The sequence below is a fragment of the Marivivens sp. LCG002 genome (assembly GCF_030264275.1).
In the GTDB taxonomy this organism is placed as follows: Bacteria; Pseudomonadota; Alphaproteobacteria; order Rhodobacterales; family Rhodobacteraceae; genus Marivivens.
Genome location: NZ_CP127165.1, coordinates 1,223,943 through 1,232,027 on the forward strand (window position 1 = coordinate 1,223,943; position 8,085 = coordinate 1,232,027).

7 protein-coding genes and 1 tRNA gene are annotated in these 8,085 nt (G+C 59.5%); 3 read left to right on the forward strand and 5 right to left on the reverse strand.

The genetic code is table 11. The features are described 5' to 3' along the window. Positions 1–46 precede the first annotated feature (46 nt). The 3 genes from gyrA to rocF form a co-directional block, all read right to left on the reverse strand. Positions 47–2,779: a DNA gyrase subunit A gene (gene gyrA, locus QQG91_RS06160; RefSeq protein ID WP_285772093.1), complete on the reverse strand. Its 2,733-nt coding sequence runs from the start codon at positions 2,777–2,779 to the stop codon at positions 47–49. Positions 2,780–2,986: 207 nt separating this feature from the next. Continuing rightward, positions 2,987–4,036 (reverse strand): ornithine cyclodeaminase, encoded by a 1,050-nt coding sequence (gene ocd / locus QQG91_RS06165; protein ID WP_285772094.1) that lies wholly within the window; start codon positions 4,034–4,036, stop codon positions 2,987–2,989. Further along, positions 4,033–4,959, reverse strand: a complete 927-nt coding sequence (rocF, locus tag QQG91_RS06170) for an arginase (RefSeq protein ID WP_285772095.1) — start codon at positions 4,957–4,959, stop codon at positions 4,033–4,035. Before rocF ends, ocd begins: the two co-directional genes overlap by 4 nt. An 86-nt stretch (positions 4,960–5,045) precedes the next feature. Between rocF and QQG91_RS06175 the strand changes: the two genes are divergently transcribed. Further along, complete coding sequence (locus QQG91_RS06175; RefSeq protein WP_285772096.1) at positions 5,046–5,477, forward strand: Lrp/AsnC family transcriptional regulator; 432 nt, start codon at positions 5,046–5,048, stop codon at positions 5,475–5,477. On the opposite strand, the gene QQG91_RS06180 is transcribed toward QQG91_RS06175, so the two are convergent. Further along, positions 5,474–5,935, reverse strand: a complete 462-nt coding sequence (locus tag QQG91_RS06180; RefSeq protein ID WP_285772097.1) for a disulfide bond formation protein B — start codon at positions 5,933–5,935, stop codon at positions 5,474–5,476. The two genes, QQG91_RS06175 and QQG91_RS06180, sit on opposite strands and share 4 nt — an antisense overlap. Next, positions 5,932–6,510: a YqaA family protein gene (locus QQG91_RS06185; RefSeq protein ID WP_285772098.1), complete on the reverse strand. Its 579-nt coding sequence runs from the start codon at positions 6,508–6,510 to the stop codon at positions 5,932–5,934. The genes QQG91_RS06180 and QQG91_RS06185 overlap by 4 nt, the downstream gene beginning before the upstream one ends. 129 nt (positions 6,511–6,639) lie before the next feature. Here QQG91_RS06185 and ypfJ point away from each other — a divergent pair, with 129 nt between their 5' ends. Together ypfJ and QQG91_RS06195 are read left to right on the forward strand one after the other, a co-directional pair. Then, entirely contained in the window at positions 6,640–7,482 is an 843-nt protein-coding gene (gene ypfJ, locus QQG91_RS06190; RefSeq protein ID WP_285772322.1) for a KPN_02809 family neutral zinc metallopeptidase, read from the forward strand. A gap of 53 nt (positions 7,483–7,535) precedes the next feature. Continuing rightward, positions 7,536–7,622, forward strand: a tRNA-Leu gene (locus QQG91_RS06195). Positions 7,623–8,085 lie beyond the last annotated feature (463 nt).

The following is an 8,085-nucleotide window of genomic DNA, read 5'->3' on the forward strand; positions in this document are numbered from 1 at the left end:
AAAGGCCGCCTGACGGCGGCCTTGATCAAAAGGTTTGTCTCTGTCGTTATTCCGCAACTGGCTCTTCGCCGTCTTCGGCCTGTTCTTCGACGCGGGCGACCGACACAACGATTTCACCGTTCGCGGTGTTGAAGACCTTGACCCCGCCCGCCGAGCGCGAGCGGAAGCTGATACCCTCGACGGGAACGCGGATCGACTGACCCGTCGAAGTGACAAGCATGATCTGGTTCTCAAGATCGACAGGGAAGCAGGACACGATATCCCCGCCGCGCATGGTCTTTTCAAAGGCGGTCACGCCCATGCCGCCGCGTCCGCGGATCGGATAGTCATGCGACGAGGTGAGCTTGCCCAGACCCTTTTCGGTGATCGTCAGGATCAGGTTTTCCGCCGCCGACATTTCGGCATAACGCTCGGGCGAAAGCTCGCCTGCGGGAGCGTCATCCTCGTCGGTGGCGTCGTCCTCGGTCACACCCGCCATAGCGCGGCGCATCTTGAGATAGGCGGCGCGTTCCTGCGGATCGGCTTCGAAGTGGCGGATGACCGACATGGACACGACCTTGTCGTTGCCATTGAGACGAATACCGCGCACACCCGTCGAGGCGCGGCTGTTGAAGACGCGCACATCTGTGGACTGGAAGCGGATCGCACGGCCCGAGTTGGTCACGAGCATCACATCGTCGTCTTCCGAACAGATGCGCGCATTCACCAGCTCGACCCCTTCGGGCAGCTTCATGGCGATTTTGCCGTTGCGCATGACATTCGTGAAGTCTGAAAGGCGGTTGCGGCGCACGTCACCATCCGAGGTCGCAAAGACGATCTGGAGATCGTCCCATTCCTCGTCCGGACGGTCGACGGGCATGATCGCGGCAATCGAAACGCCCTGCGGGATCGGCAGGATGTTGATGATCGCCTTGCCTTTGGCCGTGCGCCCGCCGAGCGGAAGACGCCAAGTCTTGAGCTTGTAGGCCATCCCGTCGGTCGTAAAGAACAAAAGCTGGGTATGCGTGTTGGCCACAAAGAGCGTCGTGACGACGTCCTCTTCCTTGGTCTGCATCCCCGAAAGACCTTTGCCGCCGCGTTTCTGGCTGCGGAATTCGGCCAGAGCGGTGCGCTTGATATAGCCGCCCGAGGTGACGGTCACGACCATGTCTTCGCGCTCGATGAGGTCTTCGTCTTCGAGGTCACCGGCCCAATCCACGATCTCGGTGCGGCGCGGCACGGCGAAAAGCTCGCGCACTTCACGCAGCTCGTCCGAGATGATGCCCATGATGCGCTCGCGGCTCGACAGGATTTCAAGGTATTCCTTGATCTTGCCCGCCAATTCCTGAAGCTCGTCGGTGACTTCTTTGACACCGATCTGGGTCAGACGCTGAAGACGCAGTTCGAGGATCGCGCGCGCCTGTGCCTCGGAGAGGTTATAGGTGCCGTCCTCGTTCACAGGGTGGAGCGGGTCGTCGATCAGCTTGAGATATTCGACGATGCTTTCGGCGGGCCAACGGCGGGTCATGAGCTTGTCGCGGGCATCGGCTGCATCGGCAGAGGCGCGGATCGTTGCCACGACCTCGTCAACGTTGGTCACAGCCACGGCAAGACCACACAGGATGTGGCTGCGTTCGCGGGCCTTGCGAAGTTCATAGGCGGTGCGGCGGGCCACAACCTCTTCGCGGAAGCTGATAAAGGCCGAAAGGAACCCGTAAAGCGTGAGGGTTTCAGGACGGCCGCCGTTCAGAGCCAGCATGTTACAGCCGAAGGAGGTCTGCATCGGGGTGTAACGGAAAAGCTGGTTGAGCACGACTTCGGCGGTCGCGTCGCGCTTGAGCTCGACCACCACGCGCACGCCATTGCGGTCGGATTCGTCCTGCACATGGGCGATGCCTTCGATCCGCTTGTCGCGCGCGGCTTCGGCGATCTTGTCGATCATCGCCGATTTGTTCACCTGATAGGGGATCTCGTCGATGACGATGGCAAAGCGGTCCTTGCGGATTTCCTCGGTGTGGGTCTTGGCCCTGATGATCACCGAGCCGCGCCCTTCGAGATAGGCTTTGCGCGCGCCCGAGCGGCCGAGCATGAGACCGCCCGTCGGAAAGTCGGGGCCGGGCACATATTGGATCAGCTCTTCGATCGACAGATCGGGATTGTCGATCAGAGCAAGGGTCGCATCGACCACTTCCCCAAGGTTGTGGGGCGGAATGTTGGTCGCCATACCCACGGCGATACCGCCCGCACCATTGACGAGCATGTTGGGGAAGCGGGCGGGCAGAACGCTCGGTTCCTTGTCTTTGCCGTCATAGTTGTCGACGAAATCCACGGTGTCCTTGTCGATATCGGCAAGGATATAGGCTGCGGGTTTGTCCATGCGCACTTCGGTATAGCGCATCGCGGCAGGGCTATCGCCGTCCATCGAGCCGAAGTTGCCCTGACCATCAAGGAGCGGCAGCGACATCGAAAAGTCCTGCGCCATACGGGCAAGAGCGTCATAGATCGCAGAGTCGCCGTGCGGGTGGTATTTACCCATCACATCGCCAACAGGACGCGCTGATTTGCGATAGGGCTTGTCGTGCGTGTTGCCCACTTCGTGCATCGCATAGAGGATGCGGCGGTGCACCGGTTTCAACCCGTCGCGCAGATCGGGGATCGCGCGGGACACGATCACGCTCATGGCGTAATCGAGATAGGAGGTCTTCATCTCGTCGATGATCGAAACGGTGGGACCAGAGTAAACCGGACGCGAAGGCGCAGTTTCTTCTTCGTTTTCAGGGGTTTCCGGGGTATCGTTCACGTTTTTCGCCTGTCTGCCGAAGGGCTTCTATATGTTGTTTGGCTGACTATAACAGAGCCATCATATAGGGTGCAATGCCAGAGGGACGGATTGCACAAGGCTATTTGTATATTTGTGTTAACCCACTGGAAAGATTTGCCTTATTTCCTCTTTTTGGTGTGGTTCCAGAACATCGGAACTCTGCGCCGCAAGGGGCGATGATCCGAGCTATTCGGGTCGCGCACGGGCGAACATTCCAAAGAGATCTTTCGGCTCGTCGGGATCGGCCAGAAGATCGAGCTCGATATAAAAGTCGGTGCCACTCAGGCACCTTTTGATCATCCGAAGCGCACTGAAATCTTCGACTGCAAAGCCGACACTGTCGAACAGTGTGATCTGGTCGCTCGACGTTCGGCCCGGCTCGGCTTTGCTGATGACCTTCCAAAGCTCGGTGACCGGATGATCGGGGGCAAGCTGCTGGATTTCGCCTTCGATGCGGGTTTGTTCGGGATATTCGACAAAGATCGCGCTTCGGCGAAGGATATCGGGGTGAAGCTCGGTCTTGCCGGGGCAATCGCCACCGATCGCGTTGATATGGACGCCGCTTCCGACCATGTTATCGGTCAGGATCGTGGCATATTGCTTGTCTGCGGTGCAGGTGGTGACGATGTCGGCGCCCAAGAGCGCGTCTTGCGCCGAGCCGCAGAGTGTGACTTCCAAGCCCGATGATTGTAGATTTTCGGCGCATTTGCGGCTGGCCTTCGGGTCGATGTCATAGAGACTGACTGCCTCTATCCCGCAGATCGCTTTGAAGGCGATGCATTGGAATTCCGCCTGTGCGCCGTTGCCGATCATGGCCATGGTGCGCGCGTTTTTGGGCGCAAGATGCTTTGCCGCCATGGCCGAGGTCGCCGCTGTGCGCAACGCCGTCAAAAGGGTCATTTCAGTCAAGAGCACAGGATAGCCCGTCGCCACATCCGCCAAAAGCCCGAAGGCTGTCACCGTCTGAAGCCCGTGTTTGGCGTTCGACGGATGTCCGTTGACATATTTGAAGCCGTAAAGCTCTCCGTCCGAGGTCGGCATGAGTTCGATGACGCCGATTTTCGAATGGGAGGCCACGCGCGGGGTTTTGTCAAAGCTCTCCCACCGTTCGAAATCGGCTTCGATCTGCGCGGCAAGATCGACAAGAAACGGCTCTAGTCCGATGTGATGGATGAGCCGCATCATGTGCTCTACCGACACGAATGGCACGAGCGCGCGCTGTGACGGGGCTGTCATGCGTAGCTCCGCGTCGGTCTGTCGAAGACGCGCCGCCCAAGGAGCGAAGCGGCAAGGTCGACCATAAGACTTGCCGTGCGGCCGCGCTCGTCCAGAAAAGGATTCAGCTCGACCAGATCAAGCGAGGTCACGAGACCGCTGTCGCAGAGCAGCTCCATGGCGAGATGCGCCTCGCGCACCGTGGCTCCGCCCGGAACGGTGGTGCCGACGGCGGGGGCAACCGAAGGGTCGAGAAAGTCCACATCGAGAGAGACATGCAAAAGCCCGTCCGCCGCCGCGACGCGCTCGAGAAACGCGGTCAGGGGTGCACTGATCCCGACCTCGTCGATGCGGCGCATATCCACCAGATCGGCGTCTGTTCGGCTCAGGGCGCTGCGCTCTTCTGCGTCGACCGAGCGAAGCCCGATCAGACAGAGGTTCTCGGTCGGCACAGGGGCCACAAGGGGCGGGAAGGCGTCAAAGCCTTCGCGTCCCGTGACATAGCCCAGAGGCGTGCCGTGAAGATTGCCCGTCTCGCTCGTCAGGGGGGTGTGATAATCGCTGTGCGCATCAAGCCAGAGCACGAAAAGCGGTCTGCCGACGGAATGCGCATGGGCTGCCATGCCCGAAACCGTGCCCAAGGCCAAGGCATGATCCCCGCCCAGAAAGATCGGCAGACCCTTGGGGGCGGTGTCAATTGCGGCCCGCGCCAGCGCAGTGGTCCAGCCCACCGTTTCCGCAATGCGGTAAACCGCAGGGTTCGCGTGTGTCATCGGGGGCACGTCGTCGGGCGCGATATTGCCCAGATCGGTAACCGTATGGCCAAGGGTCCCCAGAGCCTCGGCAAGGCCCGCGGTGCGAAAGGCGTCAGGTCCCATAAGACAACCGCGCGTGCGTTTGCCGCTGTCTACAGGTGCGCCGATGAGAAAGATGTTCTGTGTCATGCCTCCAAGATGCGCGCGAAATACGAATGGATTAAGCGACCAAAATGTGCAAAATGAGCCATCATTGATCAAAATGGACAGCATGGATGGATGAACTGGATAATGACCTGATCGCCGCGCTCAAACGCAACGGGCGTGCCAGTCTTTCGGAGCTTGCCGCACGTCTAGGGGTGACGCGCACGACGGTGCGGGCGCGGATTGCGCGGCTCGAACACGCGGGGCAAATCGCGGGTTACACGGTTCTGACCAAAGGTGATCTTGTGGTCTCGCCCGTCCGCGGGCTGATGATGCTCGGGATCGAAGGGCGCGGAATCGAGCGGATCATCACGCGGATCACGGGGCTGGCCGAGGTGACAAGCGTTCACACCACCAACGGCACTTGGGATTTGATCGTTGAAATCGGCACCAAGACGCTCGAAGAATTCGATCAGGTGCTGTTCGCGATCCGGCGGATCGAAGGGATCAAGAGCAGCGAGACCAATCTCCTGCTCTCGACCAGACGTGGGGGGCGGCGTTAGGCGCGTTTGCGCGCCGCTGCGACCCAGAGAAGTCCGAGTGCGATCGAGAAAATCGCGTTCCAGCTCGCCATGGATATGCCGAAGAGCTCCCAACTGACGACGTCGCAGAGGATCAACTTGGGGCCTTCGGTCGAGAGCAGATCGCCCGCGCCGAGACCGCTGATCCCGCTTCCTGCGCTCGTGCAGCTTGTCGGGCCTTCCCACCAGTCGCGCTCGACGCCTGTGTGATAGATGCCGATGCCGCCCGTAGTAAAGGCCGCAAGAGCACCGAGCCACGCCATAATGCGGTGCTGATAGGCAAGTGCAATGGCGCCGATCACGATGGCAATTGCATGGGGCCAACGCTGCCAGATGCACATGGCACAAGGCGGATAACCGGCAAGTTGGAAGAGGAACGCCCCGCCGAGGAGCGCCATAGAGCCGCCTGCGGCCAGAAGAATGAGTTTGGTGCGTGTCATAGGAATTTCACCAGATAGAAGCCGCCCAAGAGAATGACGCAAAAGGCAATGAAAACAAGGCCGAGGCGGCGCTCGATAAAGTCGCGGATCGGCGCGCCGAAACGGTAAAGAAGCGCCGCGACAAGGAAAAAGCGCAATGCCCGCGCGACGATGGATGCCACGATAAAGACAGGCAGATTGAGTGCGGTGACGCCCGAGGCGATCGTGATCACCTTGAACGGGAAGGGCGTGACGCCCGCGATCAGCACCGCCCAAGCGCCCCATTCATTGTAGCGGGTGCGGAACTCTTCGAAGTAGGCGGCCTTGCCGTAGAATTCGAGGATCGACTGGCCGATGGTATCAAAGAGCGCATAGCCGATGAAATAGCCGAAGAGCCCGCCCAAGACCGAAGCCGCTGTCGCGATGGCGGCAAAGAGGAACGCCTTGCGCGGCGCGGCGATGATCATCGGGATCAAAAGCACGTCGGGCGGGATCGGAAAGAAGGACGACTCGACAAAGGCGACGGCGGCAAGCGCCCAGAGGGCATAGCGGCTTTCGGCAAGGGACATGGTCCAGTTATAGAGAGGACGGATCATTTGTGCTCTTTTCTGCGTTTTGCGACTGCTTAGGCCACGGCTTCGGGTTCACGTCAACCTTGCTTGAAGGCGAAATGCACGGCAGCATGCATCTCATAATTGCAAAAAATCGTGAACGGAGAACTCGGGATGAAGTGGCGTGGTCGGCGCAAGAGCCGCAATGTGATCGACCGGCGGCGGTCTGGAGCAACTTCGGTTGGTGGAATGAGTGGCCTCGGGATCGTTGCCGTGGTGATTATCGGCTATTTTCTGGGGGTGGATGTCACACCCTTGCTCGAAGGGTCGCTGCAGGCCCCCAAGACCCAAGGCGAGCTGAGCGCCGCCGATCAAGAACGGGCCGAGTTCGTGACGGTGGCCCTTGCCGATACCGAACTCGTCTGGACCCGCATTTTCGAGCAGCAGGTCGACGGAGCCTATGATCCGCCGCGTCTCGTTCTGTTTTCGGGGGCGACGGGCTCGGCCTGTGGCGCGGCCAATGCGGCCACGGGGCCGTTCTACTGCCCTGCCGACAAGATGATCTATCTCGACACGGATTTCTTTGTCACGCTTTCGGGGCGACTGGGTGCAAAAGGTGACTTTGCCGCTGCCTATGTGGTCGCGCATGAGGTCGCCCATTCGGTTCAGGATCAGCTCGGGATTTTGGGGGATGCCAACCGTATCCGCGCTCAGGTCGATCAGACCCGATCGAACGAGATTTCCGTGCGGATCGAGCTTCAGGCCGACTGTTTCTCGGGGATATGGGCCAGAGCGGCCCAAGACGATCTCGGCACGCTTGAACGCGGCGATATTGCCGAGGCAATGAATGCGGCCGGGCAAATTGGAGACGATGCCCTGCAACGCGGTGCGGGGCAGGTGGTCCGCCCCGACAGCTTTACCCACGGCACTTCGGATCAACGGCAACGTTGGTTCCAGACAGGTTTCAACAGCGGCGAGCTTGCGAGCTGCGATACGTTTTCGGTCAATCGCTTATAAGTTTTGAATGCCCGTTGACGTTGGAAACCGAGAGCGGTAGTGGAAGGGCAAGTGCCGGTGTGGCGGAATGGTAGACGCAGCGGATTCAAAATCCGCCGAGGTAACCCCTCGTGGGAGTTCGAGTCTCCCCACCGGCACCACAACAAAAACGGGGTTCGCGTCGCGCGGGCCCCGTTTTGTTTTGGGGCGCGCGGCCCCGTTTCAGCCCTTCTTTCACCAATGCTCGAAATCGGGATCGCGATTCGTGACTCGGGCTCAAAACGCTCCGAATTATGTCCAAAACCGGACGAGCTGCGCCACGTTTACACCCCATTTCGCCAACATTTGAGCGCATCTGCGGCGATTGTTTCGAAGATCGTCCGAGAGCATTCCACGCTGGGTGGTGTGCTGTCCGCTGTATCAGGCTTGCCTAGGTAGATTTTTTACACGAATTGGTAACGATCAAGTTATTGATAATGCGTTATTTTGCCCTGATTTTGATGATCGTTTTGGAAACAAAATGCGCACTTTGTCTACAATTCCCGAACAATCCGCCGTTGTTGCTGAAATGTGGCAAAGTTTCCTGTAGGTTGTGCGCTCTTTTTCTCTTTTTTGCTTTGATAC